We start from the raw sequence: 16,781 nt of genomic DNA, 5'->3' as shown, positions 1-16,781 counted from the left end.
GTTCTGCCCTAACTGAACAGCATTAGCTCCCTGAGCGGCTTTTTATTGCTCCGATCAGCATGATTTTGGAGTGTCCCGGCGATTGCGCCGTGCCACTGCCTGTCGGGCTTTCGGCTACACTTGGCGTTCGCCTTCGTTAACCGGATATCGTCATGTCTCTGGATCATCCTGCTGTCGCCCGTGCCCTGGTGCGTGAAATGGGCGCTTCGCGCATCCGCGAAGTTGCCAATGTCGGCATCGGCCGCGACGACGTGCTGCCGTTCTGGTTCGGCGAGCCGGACCAGGTGACGCCTGGCTTCATCCGCGATGCCGCCAAGGCGGCGCTGGACGACGGCGATACCTTCTATACCCATAACTACGGCATCCCGCCTTTGCGCGAAGCGATCGCCAAGTACCTCTCCAAACTGCACCAGCCGATAGACGCCAGCCGGATCGCGGTCACGTCTTCCGGTGTTTCCGCCTTGATGGTGCTGGCGCAGCTGATCATCAGTCCCGGCGACCGCGTGGTGGCGGTAACGCCGCTGTGGCCCAACGTCAGCGAAATCCCGAAAATCCTCGGCGCCGAAGTGGTGCGGGTGGCCCTGCAGTTCGGCCAGACCTGGGAACTCGACCTGCAACAACTGCTGGACGCGCTGACGCCTGGCACGCGCGCCGTACTGCTGAATTCGCCCAACAACCCGACCGGTTGGGTGATGCCGCGTGAGCAGCAGGAAGCCGTGCTGGCGCATTGCCGCCGGCATGGCATCTGGATCGTGGCCGACGATGTGTACGAGCGGCTGGTATACAGCGAACAGCCCGAAGCGCATCCCTGCGCGCCTTCCTTCCTGGATATCGCCGACGCCGACGATCGCGTGATTTCCTCCAACAGCTTTTCCAAGTCCTGGCTGATGACCGGCTGGCGGCTCGGCTGGCTGGTGGCGCCGCCGGCGCTGATGCCGGATCTCGGCAAGCTGATCGAGTACAACACCTCTTGCGCGCCCGGCTTTGTGCAGCGCGCGGGCATCGTCGCCATCGAGCGCGGCGATGAAATCATCGGCCACACCGTGGCGCGCTACCGGCAGGCGCGCGACTTCCTCTATGAACGCCTGAATGCCTTGCCGGGCATTACCGCGCCGCGGCCAAAGGGTGCGATGTATCTATTCTTCCGCGTCGACGGCGTCAGCGACAGTCTGGCGCTGTGCAAGCAGCTGGTGCGCGATGCCGGCCTCGGGCTGGCGCCGGGCAATGCCTTTGGCGCCGAAGGCGAGGGTTACGTGCGCTGGTGTTTCGCCAGTTCGCTGGAACGCCTCGACGATGGCGCGCAACGCCTGCAGCGCTTTCTCTCTGCCTGATCAAACTCGGTGCGTGTCGTGCAAAGGCGCTGAGGACAATGCTGTCGAGCGGCACATCCTGAGACGGCGTTCAGTTAACTTTTTTGCAATTTAGCCTTTGAATCATTCTCTTGATAGTCAAACAAGAAGCGCGCGAAGCTAATTTTTTGACCTTTTTTTTTGCGGATTCTGGTGCTATCATCAAAACGCGCAAACGTTTGCGCGCATCTGACGATGGCATGCCGATCCGAACGGATATGCCGTATGACATGACTAATTGGTAAAAAATTTAATAACGACTTCAGGAGACTTTTGATGAATACCCGTATCCGCCTCAAGCTGATTGCCGCCACCATTCTCGTTTGCGCCCTGCCTTCCTTGCCCGCGATGGCGCAGACTGCCGCCAAGCCGAAGGTTGCGCTGGTGATGAAGTCGCTGGCCAATGAATTTTTCCTCACCATGGAAAACGGCGCCAAGGAACACCAGAAGGCGCATGCCGCGCAATACGACCTGATCGCCAACGGCATCAAGGACGAAACCGATACCTCGAACCAGATCAAGATCGTCGAACAGATGATCGTTTCCAAGGTCAACGGCCTGGTGATCGCTCCGGCCGACTCCAAGGCGCTGGTGCCAGTCATCAAGAAGGCGATCGACGCCGGCATCATCGTGGTGAACATCGACAACAAGCTGGATGACGCCGCGCTCAAGGAAAAAGGCATCTCCGTGCCGTTCGTCGGTCCGGATAACCGCCTGGGCGCCAAGCTGGTCGGCGACTTCCTGGCCAAGCAGATCAAGTCCGGCGACAAGGTCGCCATCATCGAAGGCGTTTCGACTACTTTCAATGCGCAGCAGCGCACCCTGGGCTTCCAGGACGCCATGAAGACTGTCGGCGCCAACGTGGTTGCAGTGCAATCCGGTCAATGGGAAATGGATCCGGGCAACAAGGTTGCCGCAGCGATCCTGAACGCGCATCCTGACGTCAAGGCGCTGCTGGCTGGCAATGACAACATGGCTCTCGGCGCAGTTGCGGCAGTCAAGGCCGCCGGCAAGACCGGTAAAGTGCTGGTGGTCGGCTACGACAACATCAACGCCATCAAGCCGATGCTGAAAGACGGCCGCGTGCTGGCCACAGCCGACCAGTTTGCTTCGCAGCAGGCAGTGTTCGGGATCGAAACCGTCTTGAAGGCGATCACCGACAAGAAAGCCCAGAGCACCTTGGGCGGCACGGTTGAAACCAAAGTCTCGCTGGTGACCAAAGACAGCAAGTAATCGAGCCGTAACTAAGTAATCTCATTGCGGTACACGGTTGAGTAACCGCCGCGCCTGTGGCGCGGCGGCATGCCTTGTCCGCAACAGCTATGCCATTGGTGGAGGACAGCATGTCCAACGAATTCATCGCGGCGCGCCAAGTGCCCACCGCAACTTCTTCAACTTCTGCAGCACCCGCAATTCCTGTTCTGTTGCACTTGACCGGCATCGGCAAGACTTATGTCGAACCGGTATTGAGCGACGTCTCGATCAGCATCAGCCCCGGCCAGATCCTGGCCCTGACCGGCGAGAACGGCGCCGGTAAAAGCACACTCTCGAAAATCGTCTGTGGCCTGGTGCAAGCCACCACCGGCAGCATGCTGCTGGACGGCAAGAACTATCAGCCGGCGTCGCGCAAGGAAGCCGAGCAGCTCGGCATCCGCATGGTGATGCAGGAATTGAATCTGATTCCCACCCTCAGCATCGCCGAAAACCTGTTCCTGAACCAGTTGCCGCATCGCTTCGGCTGGATCGACAAGGCCAGGCTGGCAGAGGCTACCCGCCTGCAGATGGCGGCGGTCGGCCTGACCGATCTCGATCCCTGGACGCCGGTCGGCGAGCTGGGCGTAGGCCATCAGCAGATGGTTGAGATCGCGCGCAACCTGATCGGCAGCTGCCGTTTGCTGGTGCTGGACGAACCGACCGCGATGCTGACCAGCCGCGAAGTCGAACTGCTGTTCAAGCAGATCGCGCGCTTGCAGTCGGAAGGCGTGGCGATCATCTATATTTCGCACCGGCTGGAAGAATTGAAGCGGGTCGCCGATCGCATCGCCGTGCTGCGCGACGGTCAGCTGGTATGCGACGATCCGATCGCCGGCTACAGCACCGACGCGCTGGTGCAGCTGATGGTCGGCCGCACCGCCGAAGCCGAGCTCGATCTCGGCCATCGCACTATAGGCGGGCCTTTGCTGCGCGTGCGCGATCTGGGCCGCGGCAGCGTAGTGGCGCCGACTTCCTTCGACCTGCGTGCCGGTGAAATCCTGGGCGTCGCCGGCTTGATCGGCTCCGGCCGCACCGAATTGCTGCGCCTGATTTTCGGCGCCGACCGCGCCGATCATGGCCAGGTATTCATCGGCGACCAAGCCGAGGCTGCCAGGATTTCGTCGCCGAAAGACGCGGTCGCGGCCGGCATCGCCATGATCACCGAAGACCGCAAGAGCCAGGGTTTGCTGCTGCCGCAATCGATAGGCTTGAATACTACGCTGTCGAAACTGGCGTCCGTGAGCCGCTTCGGGGTGCTCGACAAACCGGCCGAAAGCGCGGTTGCCGACGACTATATCAAGCGCCTGCGGATTCGTTCGCGCGACGGCAACCAGGCGACCGGCGAGCTGTCCGGCGGCAATCAGCAGAAGGTAGTGATTGCGCGCTGGCTGTACCGCGATTGTCCGATCATGCTGTTCGACGAGCCTACCCGCGGCATTGATATCGGCGCCAAGTTCGACATCTACAAACTGCTGGCGGAATTGTCGCGGCAGGGCAAAGGCTTGCTGATCGTTTCCAGCGACCTGCGCGAACTGATGCTGATCTGCGACCGCATCGCCGTGATGAGCGCCGGCAAGCTGGTCGATACCTTCGAGCGCGGCGCCTGGAGCCAGGAAACGATCCTGGCGTCGGCCTTCAGCGGCTATATGAACAACGGCGATGACAACGGCGCTGCCGCGGCAGACCTATCCACCGCGCAAGCTGCCTGAAGCACGCCGCTGCGCTGCAATCAACATACTGAAAATCATGACAACATCTTCCCGCCCGTCTTCTCGTTTGCCTTCTCGCTGGTCCTCACGCCTTTCTTCTTTTAACGGCAGCATTTCCGGCCTGAAGAATTATCTGGGGCTGATCGGCGCCCTGCTGGCCATGTGCGCACTGTTCTCGGTGTTAAGCGAGAATTTCCTGACCGCCGCCACTTTCACCACGCTGTCCAACGACATCCCGACGCTGGTCGTGATGGCGGTCGGCATGACCTTCGTGCTGATCATCGGCGGCATCGACCTCTCGGTCGGCTCGGTGATGGCGCTGGCGGCCTCGGTGCTGTCGATGGCAATGGTGCGCTGGGGCTGGCCTTTGTTTACGGCTGGGATACTGGCCATGCTGGTGGCCAGCCTGTGCGGCATGGTGACCGGGCTGATTTCGGTCGGCTGGCGGATTCCCTCGTTCATCGTCTCGTTGGGCGTGCTGGAAATGGCGCGCGGCCTGGCTTACCAGGTCACCAACTCGCGTACCGAGTACATCGGCAGCGCAGTGGATGGCATCAGCTCGCCTATCCTGTTCGGCATGTCGCCGGCCTTCATCTCGGCCATCCTGATCGTCATCGTCGGCCACCTGGTGCTGACCAAGACGGTGCTGGGACGCCATTGGATCGGTATCGGCACCAATGAAGAAGCGGTGCGCCTGGCCGGCATCAACCCGCGTCCGCCCAAGGTGCTGGTATTTGCCTTGATGGGCTTGCTGGCCGGCGTCGGCGCGCTGTTCCAGGTGTCGCGCCTGGAAGCCGCAGATCCGAATGGCGGCGTCGGCATGGAACTGCAGGTGATCGCGGCCGTGGTGATCGGCGGCACCAGCCTGATGGGAGGCCGCGGTTCGGTGATCAGCACTTTCATCGGCGTCCTTATCATCTCGGTGCTGGAAGCCGGCCTGGCGCAAGTCGGCGTCAGCGAACCGATGAAGCGCATCATCACTGGCCTGGTCATCGTCGCTGCCGTGGTGCTGGATACCTATCGCCGCCGCGGCGAGCGTTCTACACACTAATTTGCAACCAAGCTACAGCCCCGTTTCCGGCATTGAGAATTATTTATGGCAACCATCAAGGATGTAGCGCGCAAGGCGGGAGTGTCGTACACCACGGTGTCGCACGTCCTCAACCAGACGCGGCCGGTCAGCCACGACGCCAGCGCGCGCGTACTGGCAGCCGCCGAGGCTCTGGCCTATGTGCCGAGCGCGCTGGCGCGTTCGCTGCGCAGCAAGACCACCGGCAGTATCGGCCTGATTATCCCGAACAACACCAATCCGTATTTTTCGGAAGTGGCGCGCGGGATCGAAGACAGTTGCTACGCCGCCGGCTATAGCGTCATCCTGTGCAATTCCGACGACGACCCGGCCAAGCAGCGCGATTACCTGAACGTGCTGCTGACCAAGCGCTGCGACGGCCTGATCGTGGCCACCTTGGCGCAGACCGATGGCGAGCTGCTGCGCAAGATGAAGGTGCCGACCGTGCTGCTGGACCGGGCGCCCAAGAACATGGGCATTGACCTCGTGACGGTCGATAACGCCGCCGGCGGCGCCTTGGCGGCAGAGCATCTGCTGAGCCTGGGACGGCGTCGCATCGCCTGCATCGGCGGTCCGGCCGACATCGACATTTCGCGCGAGCGTATTGCCGGTTTGCGGCAGACCCTGCTCGGCGCCGGCGTCACGCTGCCGGACGATATGCTGGTGTATGCCGACTTCACCAGCGCCGGCGGCTATCTGGCGGCGCGCAGCCTGCTGGCGTCGCAGGTGCCGGACGCGATTTTCTGCTGTAATGACCTGATGGCGATCGGCGCCCTGCGTGCCGCCGCGGAACGCGGCATTGCGGTGCCGCATGCGCTGGCGGTGGTAGGTTTCGACGATATCGACCTGGCGCAGTTTGTCCATCCAACCCTGACCAGCGTCGCCCAGAACACGCGCCGGCTCGGCCAGCTCACAGCGCAATGTCTGCTGGACCGGATCGCCACCCCGGACCGGCCTTTGCAGCGGCAGACCATCGCGCCGGAATTGCACGTGCGCGGTTCGACCGTGCCGGCTTGAATTGATCAAGATTCTGCGGTAATTTTTTGCAAACCTTATTTCGAAGACACACATGATCGTCATCATCGGCAGTATCAATATGGACCTGGTGTTGCGCGTGCCGCGCATGCCGCACCCTGGCGAGACCTTGTCCGGCGGCCAGTTCCGCACCATCCCCGGCGGCAAGGGCGCGAATCAGGCGGTGGCTTGTGCGCGCCTCAGCGCCGACAGCGTCAAGGTGGCGATGATCGCTTGCCTGGGCGACGACGCCTTCGGCGCGGAGCTGCGCGCGGCCTTGCGCAGCGACGGCATTGACGACAGCCATGTCAGTACGGTCAGCGGCACGGCATCCGGCGTGGCATCGATTCTGGTCGATGCCGGCGGCCAGAACAGCATCGTGCTGGCCGCCGGCGCCAATGACGCCCTCAGCCCGGCGCATATCGACGCCGCTCGCAACTTGATCGAACAGGCGCGTATTATCGTCTTGCAGCTGGAGACGCCGCTGGCGACCATTCGTCACGCCATCAGGTTGGCGCATGAACTGGGCAAGACCGTGGTGCTGAATCCGGCGCCGGCCCAGGTGTTGCCGGCCGATTTGCTGGCGCAGGTGGAGTACCTGATTCCCAATGAAATTGAAGCCGCCATGCTGGCCGGCCTGCCGGAAGCCAGCCTCGACAACGACGCCGCCATCGACGCCGCAGTCGCCAAATTGCGCGCCAATGGCAGCGCCAACGTGCTGGTGACGCTCGGTTCGAAGGGCGTCTATGCGGCGCTGTCGTCCGGCTCCGAGCATTTCGCTGCGCAGCCGGTCAAGGCGATTGATACTACCGCCGCCGGCGACACCTTCATCGGCGGCTTTGTCGCGGCGCTGGCGGCAGGCCGCAGCGAAGCCGATGCAATCGCCTTCGGCCAACGCGCGGCTGCCTTGAGCGTGACGCGCATAGGCGCCCAGACTTCGATTCCTTACCGTCACGAGCTGGAGGCCTGAGATGAAAAAGAGCCCGTTGCTGAATATCGCCCTGTCGCAACTGATTGCCTCGCTCGGTCATGGCGACAGCATCGTCATCGGCGATGCCGGCCTGCCGGTGCCGCCCGGTGTGCCGCTGATCGACCTGGCGCTGACCCGCGGCGTGCCCGGTTTCATGACGACCTTGCAAACGGTGTTGACGGAAATGCAGGTCGAGCATCATGTGCTGGCCGACGAACTGCCCTTGCATAGTCCGCAGCTGGCGCAACAGATCGACGCCCTCGGCATCGCCGACAAGCGGACGTTGTCGCATGCCGATTTCAAGCGCATGACGCACAGCGCGAAGGCAGTGATCCGCACCGGCGAGTTCACGCCGTACGCCAACATCATCCTGGTAGCCGGTGTGGTTTTTTGATAATTTTTTATGGCGAGGCTGACAAGATGCCGGCGGCAGGTACAATAAAGGCATGAATATCTCATTGCCCGAACTGGAACAAGCCATCAATTACTGGCGCCTGCAACGGCCTGCGATAGGGGAAGAATGCGCTTTATCTCCGGAGGTCAACGCCCTCGCTAACGTCTACGCCTTGATGATCATCAATCACAGCAGTAGCGTCGCGCTGGCCTCCATGGACAGCGTCGCGCAGCAACTGATCGCAGCGTGGCGCCAGCATATGCTTGATCTCAGCAGCGCTGCCAGATCAGTGGGCTAGATGACGCGCCTGCCGTTTGGGCGCAGCCAGGCTGTCTGCTTCTTTCTTTGCCACCAATTGCTGTACATCTGCCTGCTTGGCCGGCTTGCCCGCGTAGTCCGTGCTGAGCACGGCATTCGCTTCTCTTTCCGTCATTCCCTGCAAGCGCAGCCATTGCCCGACCAGTCCCGCCAGCCGGTCCAGCGCGATGCGGTGGGTGGCGTCGGTTTTCCCGTACAGCCAGTCGGAAAACGCCATGAAGCTGGCAAACGGCGTCTCGCCCAGCAAGATCGGCAAGGTATGCGCAAAGCGCCCCGAGTTGGCGACCAGGTCCCAGTAGCGCGAAAAGCGCTGCAGGCGCTGCATGGTAGGGAAGTCGATTTTGTTGGTGGCAAGGATGGTGTAGGGCGGGTGCGGATCGAAGATCAGGCCGAACGGCTCGGTGTGGCGAATGATCGGCGTGCCGCGCAGGCGTTTGAGGATTCCAAACTGGATTTCGTGCGGCTGCAGCGCCACCAGGCGGTCGAAGCCGCGGGCGAAGCTTTCCACATCTTCTCCGGGTAAGCCAGCGATCAGGTCGACGTGCAGATGGGCTTGCGATTCTTGTATCAGCCAGCGGATGTTTTCCGCGGCCTTTTCGTTGTTTTGCTTGCGGCTGACCAGCGCCTGCACTTCCGGATTGAAACTCTGGATACCGATTTCAAATTGCAGCGCGCCTGGCGGGAATTTAGCGATCGATTCCTTCAAGGCGTCCGGCAGATGATCCGGCACCAGCTCGAAATGAGCAAATACCGGATCGTCGGGGTTGGCGGCCAGCTTGTCGAGGAAGAACTGCAGGATCTTGAGACTGGTCTTGACGTTCAGGTTGAAGGTGCGGTCGACGAACTTGAACAGCCGCGCGCCGCGCGCATGCAGCGCTTCCATCTCCGCCAGGAAATCATCCAGTGCAAACGGCCAGGCGGTCTTGTCCAGCGCCGACAGACAGAATTCGCATTTGAACGGACAGCCGCGCGAGGCTTCCACGTACAGCGTGCGATGAGCAATGTCATGGTCGCTGTACAGGCTGTAGGGCAGGACGATATCGGCCATCGGCGGCTGCACGCCGACATGGACTTTCATCAGCGGCTTGGGGCCGTACAGGATCTGCCGGCACAGCTGCGGCAAGGTGACGTCGCCCCAGCCGGTCACCAGGTAATCGGCCAGCTGCACGATCTGCTGTTCGGCCGATTCGTAGGACACCTCCGGGCCGCCCAGCACGATCACCATGTCTGGCGCGACCCGTTTCAGCATCGCCACCACCTTGGTGGTTTCCTCGATATTCCAAATGTACACGCCGAAGCCGACGATGGTCGTGCCTTCGCTAGCCTTGTGCGCCAGCAGTTTCTCGACGATATCGGTGGTCTTGGCGCCGATCACGAACTCATGCAGCTGCGTGGCATCGCGCAGGTCGCCCATATTGGCCTGCAGGTAGCGCAGGCCGAGAGAGGCGTGGGAGTAGCGGGCGTTGAGCGTGGACAGCAGGATGGTCATGTGTGGCTAGCGGAAAGATGGAGGGCAGAAAGCAGCGGAATGCGCCATTTTACGCCTGTGCGCCTGCCTGCCCTGGAAGCTTTTAGGTGGATTGCCAAATTGACAAATTCACCTGCGATTGTGAATATTGCAACAAGCAACTGCAAAGTGCATCGATTTCACATGCATGTTGCAACTAATATTCAGTTGCATTTTCAAGGATCAGGTAGGATAATCCAATGACCAGAGCAGAAAAACTACGTAGCCGGGCCGAATCGATTCCTGCCGATTTCACGTGGCAAGAGCTGGTCACTTTGCTCAACGCCTATGGATTTAGCGAGTTTTCTGACAAAGGCGGGTCATACCGCAGTTTTAAAACCGCAGCCGGCCTGAAGATTTTTATGCACAAGCCGCACCCCGGAAATATCGTGAAGAAATATCTGCTGCGAAAGGTAATCGGCCAACTGAGAGAGTGCGGCTCGATGAGCGCCAACGAGGAATGACATGAGCGATAAAATACTGAGTCATGAAAATTATTCGGGATCGATCGAGGTCAGCCTGGAAGACGGCTGCCTGCACGGCGAGATCCTGTTCATCAACGACCTGGTCAGCTATGAATCCGAGACCGTCGGCGGCCTGCAGGCCGCATTTGAGGCGGCTGTGGATAATTATCTGGATAAGTGCAGGCGCGAAGGACTGGAACCGGACAAGCCTTGCAGCGGCACCTTCAATGTGCGCCTTACGCCGGAGCTGCATCGGCATGCCAGCGTGGCGGCAGCGAGGAAAGGGCAATCCTTGAACGATTTCGTCAAAGACTGCGTCAGCAAAGGCGTTTCGGATGGGGGAAAAGGCCCCGGATCAGACCGCCGGCCCAGTCATCTGCGGCCGGTAGTCGTCAAGCCGCATCGCGGCGGATAAGACTAGTCAGGCGCTTGCGCCTCTTCCTCAGCGCTTGCCCAAGGCGCGGCTCACCAGCAGCACTGGAATCAAGCCCACCACAACAATTGTCAGGGCCGGCAACGCTGCCTCTCCCAGCCGCTCGTCGCGCGCCAGGTTGTGGGCGATTACCGCCAGCGTGTCGGTATTGAACGGCCGCAGTAACAGCGTCGCCGGTAATTCCTTCACAACATCGACAAACACCATCAGGAAGGCGGTCGCCATCGAACGCCACAGCAAAGGCGCGTGCAAGATGCGGGCAATGCGCCAGCCGCTGCTGCCGAGCGTACGCGCAGCTTCGTCCAGCGTCGCCGGGATGCGGGCATAGCCGGCCTCTATCGATTGCACGGCGACGGCGCTGAAGCGCACCAGGTATGCATACAGGATGCCGAATGAAGTCGCGGTCAGCAGGATTCCAATCTTGGTTTGCGGAGCGAGAATTTGCAGCCACGCCAGCGGCAGCAGGATGCCGATCGCGATCACAGAACCGGGTACGGCGTAGCCCATGCCCGCCATACGCGCGACCAGGCGCAACAGCCACAACCTGAACGGCGGCAGGTTGCGTGCCCGCTGCACGTAGCTGAGCGCGAGCGCCAGCGCTACCGCCAGCAGTGCAGCGATGCAGCCGAAGCGGAAACTGTTCCAGGCCCAGCCGGCATAGCGCAACAGGTCGAAGCCAGCGTTCAGATAGGGATCGCTTTCCTGGTGTAGGAATTCGCGCCACATCAGGCGCAGCAGGATCAATACAGGCAAGATGAAACCAAACAGTATCGGCAGGCCGCAGACCAGCCATGCCAGCAAGCGCTGGCCGCCGCGCAAAGGCGTCAGCCTGGTTTCCGATGCGTCGCCGCGCTGCCCACGCACGCTGGAAAAGCGCAGCCGCTGCTGGCCCTTGCGTTCCACCCACAGCAGCAGCGCCACGATCGCCAACAGCACTGAAGCCAGTTGTGCCGCGGCGATGCGGTCATCCATCACCAGCCAGGCTTTGTAGATGCCGGTGGTGAAGGTGGTCAGGCCGAAATAGGCGCCGACGCCATAGTCGGCCAGGGTTTCCATCAAGGCCAGCGCGGCGCCTGCCATCAGCGCCGGCCGCGCCAGCGGCAGCGCCACGCGTCGGATGCGCGCGGCCAGCGGCGTGCCCAGCAAACGCGCGGCTTCCATCAGATGGACGTCGCGTTGGTTCAAGGCATTGCGCGCCAGCAGGTAGGTGTAGGGGTAGAGCGTAAAAATGAACAGGAAAATCGCACCTGGCAGGCTGCGGATTTCCGGCAGCCGCAAGCCGGGGATGAGTTCCCGCAAACTGCTTTGCAGCAGGCCGCTGTATTGCAGGAAATCGGTGTAGGCATAGGCCGACACATAAGCCGGCATCGCCATCGGTAGCAATAGCGCCCACTGGGAAAAGCGGCGGCCACGAAATTCGAACAGGCTGACCGTGACCGCGGTGGCGGCGCCGACGATGACGACGCCGATGGTGACCGCGATCGCCAGCCAGGCGGAGGTGGCCAGGTAGCCCGGCAACACAGTCTGCATTTGCTGCGACAGGGTATCGATCGCGCGGGCATCCAGTTGCAGCCAGGCGCCGGCAATGCCGAGGATGGGAAGGGTGATCAGCAGCGCGATGAAAGCGATGAGCGGCATGTCTTTTTCATGAGAATGAGGGGGAGCAAAATGGAGTGCGTTAAACTAGCGGATTCATGACCACCTTTCGACTTGAGCCGCCGCCGCGGGTTCATCTCGAGCAAGCGAATTGTAACCAGCTTCCGATGTTTCTTACTCTTGATCAAATCTGTGTCAGCTATCCGGGCGCGCCGGCGCCTGCGGTGGATGGCGTCTCGCTGCAGCTCGCGGCCGGCCAGCTCGGTGTGCTGATAGGGCCGTCTGGCAGCGGCAAAACTTCCTTGCTGCGGGCCGTCGCCGGTCTTGAACAAGCCCAGGGCGGGCAGATCGCGCTGGATCAGGCCTTGCTGGATGGTCCTGGTGTCAGGGTAGCCGCCGAGCAGCGCCGCATCGGCATGGTGTTCCAGGACTTTGCCCTGTTCCCGCACTTGAGCATCGGCGCCAACATCGGTTTCGGCCTGCACCAGGCATCGCGTCAGCAGCGCCAGCGGCGGGTTGCTGAAATGCTGGCGCTGGTCGGGCTGGCAGGCGCGCAGGAAAAATATCCGCATCAATTGTCCGGCGGCCAGCAGCAGCGGGTGGCGCTGGCGCGGGCCCTGGCGCCGGAACCGCGTTTGCTGCTGCTCGATGAGCCGTTCTCCAGCCTGGACGTTGAATTGCGCGAGCGCCTGGCGCATGACGTGCGCGCGATCCTGAAGCAGGCGCACATCACGGCGTTGATGGTGACCCACGATCAGCTGGAAGCATTTGCCATCGGCGATGTGGTGGGCGTGATGCAGGCCGGCCGTCTGCAGCAATGGGCTGCGCCTTACGATCTGTATCATCGCCCGGCAACCCGCTTTGTCGCCGACTTTATCGGCCACGGCGTCATGCTGCCGGGCCAACTGCTTGAGCGCGACGGGCTGCCGGTAGTGGCGACAGCGCTCGGCGAGCTGCGCGAGGTCAGTGCCGCGGCCCTGCAGCAAATCCGGCTGCACGGGCGCGGGCAGCAAGGTTTCGATGTATTGTTGCGCTCTGATGATATCGTGCATGATGACGCTTCCCCGTTCAAGGCGCGGATTGTGCGCAAGTCGTTCCGCGGTGCGGAGTTCCTGTACACGTTGCAACTGGCGGGCGGCCAGGAGGTGCTGGCGCTGGTGCCGTCCCATCACGATCATGCCGTTGACGAGTGGATCGGCATCCGCCTGGATGTCAGCCACGTGGTGACGTTTTCTTTATAAACCGATTGTTTTTAGGTAATGCATCATGGCGAAGTACATCGTGGTTGGCTTGGAGTTCGGGGTGGTGCTGCTGGTCGGACTGGCAATCTACATGATCAGGAAGAAGTAGCTTTCTGATCGCCCCGAATAGGAAAAAGGCTGACGCACCGTGCGTCAGCCTTTTTTTACGTCCGGCTATACAGGCTTATTTGTAGCCGGCGCGGTCCAGCAGCAGCTGCACTTTTTGCTGGTTGCGGCCGACCGCCGAGACGTCTATCACCTCGGCCTTGAACGGGCCCAGGGCGTCCAGCGCCGGATTGCCGCTCTTGACGCTTTTGACTGCCGGCATTTCGTTATTGCCTTCGGCGAAATAGCGTTGCGCATCGTCGCTAGCCAAGTACTCCAGGAACTGGATCGCGGCGGCGCGATGCGGCGCATGCTTGGCGACGCCGGCGCCGGCGATGTTGACGTGGGTGCCGGTGGTTTTCTGGTTAGGCCAGATCACCGCGACTTTTTTCATCACTTCGATATCTTCCGGCTTGGTCGATTTCATCAGGCGGGCAACGTAGTAGGAATTCGAAATTGCTACGCCGCATTCGCCCGAAGCCACGGCCTTGATCTGGTCGGTATCGCCGCCCACCGGCGAGCGCGCCTGGTTGGCGACATAACCCTTGAGCAACGCTTCGGTCTTGGCTTCGCCATGATGTTCCAGCAGCGAGCCGAACAGCGACACGTTGTAAGGATGCGAACCGGAGCGGGTGCATAGCTTGCCCTTGTTCTTCGGATCGGCCAGCGCTTCGTAGGTCTCGACGTCTTGCGGCTGGATATTCTGCTTGTTGTAGACGATCACGCGGGCGCGTGTCGAAAAGCCGAACCAGTCGGAACCTTTGCCATCATCCTTGCCGCGCAGGTTGGCCGGGATGCGTTGTTCCAGAATCGCCGATTTCACAGGCTGGAACAGGCCGTCGCTTTCCGCCCGCCACAGACGCGCCGCGTCGACCAGCAAGATGACGTCGGCGGGGCTGGCCGCGCCTTCGCTTTTCAGGCGCGCGATGGTGCCGGCGTCGTCGCCGTCGACGCGGTTGATCTTGATGCCGGTGGCTTTGGTGAAGTTGCCGTACAGCGCTTCGTCAGTCTGATAGTGGCGCGCCGAATACAGGTTCAGCACTTGTTCCTGTGCGGAGGCGGCAACGCTGCTGCTGGCCAGGACGGCGCTGGCGATGATAGAACGCAAAAGCATGAAAACTCCTCTTTTGGTGATTGAAGTGATGATTTTGTTGCCTGTAACAAATGGTTACATTTGAGCAGAAAGCACTATATCACAAATGAGAATCGTTACTATTTATGATCATTTCGTGACATACAGGCGCTCGCCGTTGCCGCTCGCCGCGATGGGGTAATATGTTTACTCTTTCATACGCAATGATCGGCTTCCGATGAGCAATAAGACCACTTCCAAGTCACAAATACGCACCAGCAGCAAAGCCGATTCGACCACGCCGCGAGTGGCGCTGGTGTTGCAGGGAGGCGGTGCGCTGGGGGCTTATCAGGCCGGCGTCTATCATGCGATGCACGAGAATGGCCTGACGCCGGACTGGGTGGTGGGCACCTCGATCGGCGCCATCAATGCCGCCATCATTGCCGGCAACGAGCGCGATCTGCGGCTGTCGCGCCTGAAGGAATTCTGGGAGCAGGTCGGCCATGGCGATCTGACCGATCTGAGCAAGGTGCCGGACGCCATGCGCCAGTTCAACACCTGGTGGACCACCACCGATGTCACCACCCGCGGCGTGCCGGGCTTTTTCTCGCCGCGCACCATGAATCCTTTCATGATGGGCATGCCGGTGCAACCGGAGCAAGCCAGTTTTTACGACACCACGCCCCTCGCCGAAACGCTGGCGCGGCTGGTCGATTTCAAGCACCTGAACAGTCCAGAAGGCATGCGTCTGACCGTCAGCGCAATGCGGGTGGCTTGCGGCAGCCTGGTCAATTTCGACACGCAGGAAAGGACCATCGGCGTCGAGCACATCATGGCCAGCGGCGCCTTGCCGCCCGGCTTCGCACCGGTGCGCATCGACGGCGACCTGTATTGGGACGGCGGCCTGTATTCGAATACGCCGCTGGAAGTGGTGCTGGACGATGAATCCAAGACCGATGTCGATGGCAACACTCTGTGCGTGATGGTGGATTTGTGGAATGCCGATGGCCCGGAACCAACCACCCTGGATCAGATTACCAATCGCCAGAAAGACGTAACCTTCGCTTCGCGCTCGGAACGCCACATCGAAAATTACCTGCGCATGTATCAATTGCGGCGCGCCGCCCAGGCGCTGTATGACAAGCTGCCGCCGGCCATGCGCAAGAAATCCGACCTCAAGGAATTTGAAGGCTTGTCGGATAACAGCACCATCCATATCGTGCGCTTGCGCTACAGTGGGCATGACTGGAACATGCCATCCAAGGACATCAATTTTTCACGCGGCTCGATCGAGTGGCGCTGGGAACAAGGATACGCCGACGCCATGCAGGCCGCCGAGCGGGTCAAGGCCAACGGCGACACCTTCGGCAGTTCCGATGCCGGCCTGGTGGTGCATGAACTGGTCATGCCGCCATTGAGCTGACGGCGTGAGCCCGCCGATGCTGCGCCGCCTGCCGCCCCTGGTATTGTCGCTGCTGGCATGCCTGGTGCAGCCGGCGCACGCGCAGCTTGCCAGTCCGGGCCTGGATAGCCAGCAATGCCAGCTGGTCAAACAACACGTGCTGCAGCCCGGCGCGCCGGTTGACTGTGCGCAACTGCAGGTAGTGCGCTTTGCCTACGTCGACTTTGACAAGGTGCGTCACGAGGATGGCGAAATCATGGTCATGGCGGCCGTAGCGCCGCAGGTAAAGGCCGTCTTCGACGAACTGCTCAAGCGCGGTTTCCCGCTTGCGCAGGCGCGCCTGATGGAGCATTATCAAGGCAACGACGACGCATCGATGGCGGACAATAATACCTCCGCCTTCAACGACAGGCCGATCACCGGCGGCAAGGCGATTTCCTTGCATGCCTACGGTTTGGCGATCGATATCAATCCTTTGCAAAATCCGTACGTGCGGCGCGATGCGCAAGGCCGGCAGATTTTCAGCCCACCGGCCGGCCAGGGTTTCGGCCAGCGCGTGGCCAGCCGCGCCGGCAGCAGCGAGCAAGTGGTGGAGCTATTCGCCCAGCATGGCTTTCTGATCTGGGGTGGAGACTGGAAAAAGCCGATCGACTACCAGCATTTCCAGGTCAGCCGCGGCATGGCTGAGCGATTGGCAAAACTGCCGCTGCCGCAAGCGCGCCAGTTGTTTGAAAGCTCTGCCGTGGCATACCGCGCCTGCCGTAGCGGCCATGGCAACAAGCCGAGTGACAGGAAAACCTGTGCCGCCGCCGCTGGATGAACGCCGCACTGTTAGCTTTGGCAGGAGGCAGCTGCATATGTTGATTGTATAATATGCAATGTTG

At 61.1% G+C, this 16,781-nt stretch carries 16 protein-coding genes; 13 read left to right on the top strand and 3 right to left on the bottom strand.

The genetic code is table 11. The features are described from left to right. Positions 1-152 precede the first annotated feature (152 nt). The 8 genes from BCF11_RS08680 to BCF11_RS08645 all read left to right on the top strand — a co-directional run bounded on the left by BCF11_RS08680 (position 153) and on the right by BCF11_RS08645 (position 8,057). On the top strand, positions 153-1,331 hold the full coding sequence (locus tag BCF11_RS08680) for a pyridoxal phosphate-dependent aminotransferase (RefSeq protein ID WP_098494384.1): 1,179 nt from the start codon (positions 153-155) through the stop codon (positions 1,329-1,331). A gap of 294 nt (positions 1,332-1,625) precedes the next feature. After that, on the top strand, positions 1,626-2,582 hold the full coding sequence (locus BCF11_RS08675) for a sugar ABC transporter substrate-binding protein (protein WP_098494383.1): 957 nt from the start codon (positions 1,626-1,628) through the stop codon (positions 2,580-2,582). Between the two features lie 110 nt (positions 2,583-2,692). Beyond that, a complete protein-coding gene (locus tag BCF11_RS08670; protein ID WP_098497392.1) occupies positions 2,693-4,312 on the top strand; it encodes a sugar ABC transporter ATP-binding protein in 1,620 nt (539 codons plus the stop codon). A gap of 37 nt (positions 4,313-4,349) precedes the next feature. Continuing rightward, a complete protein-coding gene (locus BCF11_RS08665; RefSeq protein WP_199110797.1) occupies positions 4,350-5,363 on the top strand; it encodes an ABC transporter permease in 1,014 nt (337 codons plus the stop codon). Positions 5,364-5,408: 45 nt separating this feature from the next. After that, complete coding sequence (locus tag BCF11_RS08660) at positions 5,409-6,398, top strand: LacI family DNA-binding transcriptional regulator (RefSeq protein ID WP_098494382.1); 990 nt, start codon at positions 5,409-5,411, stop codon at positions 6,396-6,398. Positions 6,399-6,450: 52 nt separating this feature from the next. Beyond that, positions 6,451-7,365 (top strand): ribokinase, encoded by a 915-nt coding sequence (rbsK, locus tag BCF11_RS08655; protein WP_098494381.1) that lies wholly within the window; start codon positions 6,451-6,453, stop codon positions 7,363-7,365. 1 nt (position 7,366) lies between these two features. Continuing rightward, positions 7,367-7,759, top strand: coding sequence for a D-ribose pyranase (gene rbsD, locus BCF11_RS08650; protein WP_098494380.1), 393 nt, complete (start codon positions 7,367-7,369; stop codon positions 7,757-7,759). Between the two features lie 52 nt (positions 7,760-7,811). Continuing rightward, complete coding sequence (locus BCF11_RS08645; protein ID WP_098494379.1) at positions 7,812-8,057, top strand: DUF3717 domain-containing protein; 246 nt, start codon at positions 7,812-7,814, stop codon at positions 8,055-8,057. On the opposite strand, the gene BCF11_RS08640 is transcribed toward BCF11_RS08645, so the two are convergent. Beyond that, positions 8,046-9,566: a B12-binding domain-containing radical SAM protein gene (locus BCF11_RS08640; RefSeq protein ID WP_098494378.1), complete on the bottom strand. Its 1,521-nt coding sequence runs from the start codon at positions 9,564-9,566 to the stop codon at positions 8,046-8,048. The two genes, BCF11_RS08645 and BCF11_RS08640, sit on opposite strands and share 12 nt — an antisense overlap. A 218-nt stretch (positions 9,567-9,784) precedes the next feature. Between BCF11_RS08640 and BCF11_RS08635 the strand changes: the two genes are divergently transcribed. After that, on the top strand, positions 9,785-10,048 hold the full coding sequence (locus BCF11_RS08635) for a type II toxin-antitoxin system HicA family toxin (RefSeq protein WP_098494377.1): 264 nt from the start codon (positions 9,785-9,787) through the stop codon (positions 10,046-10,048). Between the two features lies 1 nt (position 10,049). Next, positions 10,050-10,463, top strand: a complete 414-nt coding sequence (locus BCF11_RS08630) for a type II toxin-antitoxin system HicB family antitoxin (RefSeq protein ID WP_098494376.1) — start codon at positions 10,050-10,052, stop codon at positions 10,461-10,463. A gap of 27 nt (positions 10,464-10,490) precedes the next feature. On the opposite strand, the gene BCF11_RS08625 is transcribed toward BCF11_RS08630, so the two are convergent. Next, positions 10,491-12,119, bottom strand: coding sequence for an iron ABC transporter permease (locus BCF11_RS08625; RefSeq protein WP_098494375.1), 1,629 nt, complete (start codon positions 12,117-12,119; stop codon positions 10,491-10,493). 125 nt (positions 12,120-12,244) lie between these two features. Here BCF11_RS08625 and BCF11_RS08620 point away from each other — a divergent pair, with 125 nt between their 5' ends. Next, positions 12,245-13,318 carry an ABC transporter ATP-binding protein gene (locus BCF11_RS08620; protein ID WP_098494374.1) on the top strand — a complete coding sequence of 358 codons (1,074 nt, stop codon included), beginning with the start codon at positions 12,245-12,247 and terminating at the stop codon, positions 13,316-13,318. Between the two features lie 184 nt (positions 13,319-13,502). On the opposite strand, the gene BCF11_RS08615 is transcribed toward BCF11_RS08620, so the two are convergent. Next, complete coding sequence (locus BCF11_RS08615; protein WP_098494373.1) at positions 13,503-14,537, bottom strand: Fe(3+) ABC transporter substrate-binding protein; 1,035 nt, start codon at positions 14,535-14,537, stop codon at positions 13,503-13,505. Positions 14,538-14,733: 196 nt separating this feature from the next. Here BCF11_RS08615 and BCF11_RS08610 point away from each other — a divergent pair, with 196 nt between their 5' ends. Both BCF11_RS08610 and BCF11_RS08605 read left to right on the top strand, forming a co-directional pair. After that, positions 14,734-15,918 (top strand): patatin-like phospholipase family protein, encoded by a 1,185-nt coding sequence (locus BCF11_RS08610; RefSeq protein WP_098494372.1) that lies wholly within the window; start codon positions 14,734-14,736, stop codon positions 15,916-15,918. 4 nt (positions 15,919-15,922) lie between these two features. Then, a complete protein-coding gene (locus tag BCF11_RS08605; RefSeq protein WP_233212423.1) occupies positions 15,923-16,717 on the top strand; it encodes a M15 family metallopeptidase in 795 nt (264 codons plus the stop codon). Positions 16,718-16,781 lie beyond the last annotated feature (64 nt).

This window comes from Collimonas sp. PA-H2 (assembly GCF_002564105.1).
In the GTDB taxonomy this organism is placed as follows: Bacteria; Pseudomonadota; Gammaproteobacteria; order Burkholderiales; family Burkholderiaceae_D; genus Collimonas.
The sequence above is the reverse complement of the archived record's forward strand: the minus strand, read 5'-3'. Positions and strand labels throughout refer to the sequence as shown.